1 protein-coding gene is annotated in these 458 nt (G+C 36.7%); it reads right to left on the bottom strand.

Annotation, left to right across the window (positions count from 1 at the left end; all coding sequences use genetic code 11):
- Window positions 1-458: SAM-dependent methyltransferase (locus SB717_RS33690; RefSeq protein WP_410907151.1), on the bottom strand; the 458-nt coding region annotated here is incomplete at both ends.

The raw sequence follows: 458 nt of genomic DNA, 5'->3' as shown, positions 1-458 counted from the left end.
CTTGTTCAAATGAAGTTCCTGCAGCTGTTACGATATACACTTCATAATCATCTGGCAACATCTCCATTAATGTTAATTTCACATCAGATGCAACGAATGCATCATATACTTGGCAAAAGATTAAATGTTGACGTAATTCTAATTGCCCTCTTTCAAATGATGTAGCATCAAGTAATTGAAATCCTTCAATCGGATCAATTTTTAGGCTTGCAAACATAGGATCAAGGAAACTTTGTCCACCCTCAATTCGCACTTCAACATTTGAAACGTCTCCTTTTTCCAACAATAGCTGAACTGTTCTTTCTGCTACAAGTGGATGCCCCGGAACCGCATAGATAATTTCTGTACCTTCAGCTTGTTCTAGCAATTTATTCGCAATTGTTTCATATACAATTTCAAACGTATCATGTGCTTCATATACAGCATCAAAAGCCGTATATTGTATGCCTTCTTTCTCC

It is taken from the genome of Priestia sp. SIMBA_032 (assembly GCF_046535215.1).
Taxonomy (GTDB): Bacteria; Bacillota; Bacilli; order Bacillales; family Bacillaceae_H; genus Priestia; species Priestia aryabhattai.
This window is presented reverse-complemented; position numbering and strand designations above follow the sequence as displayed.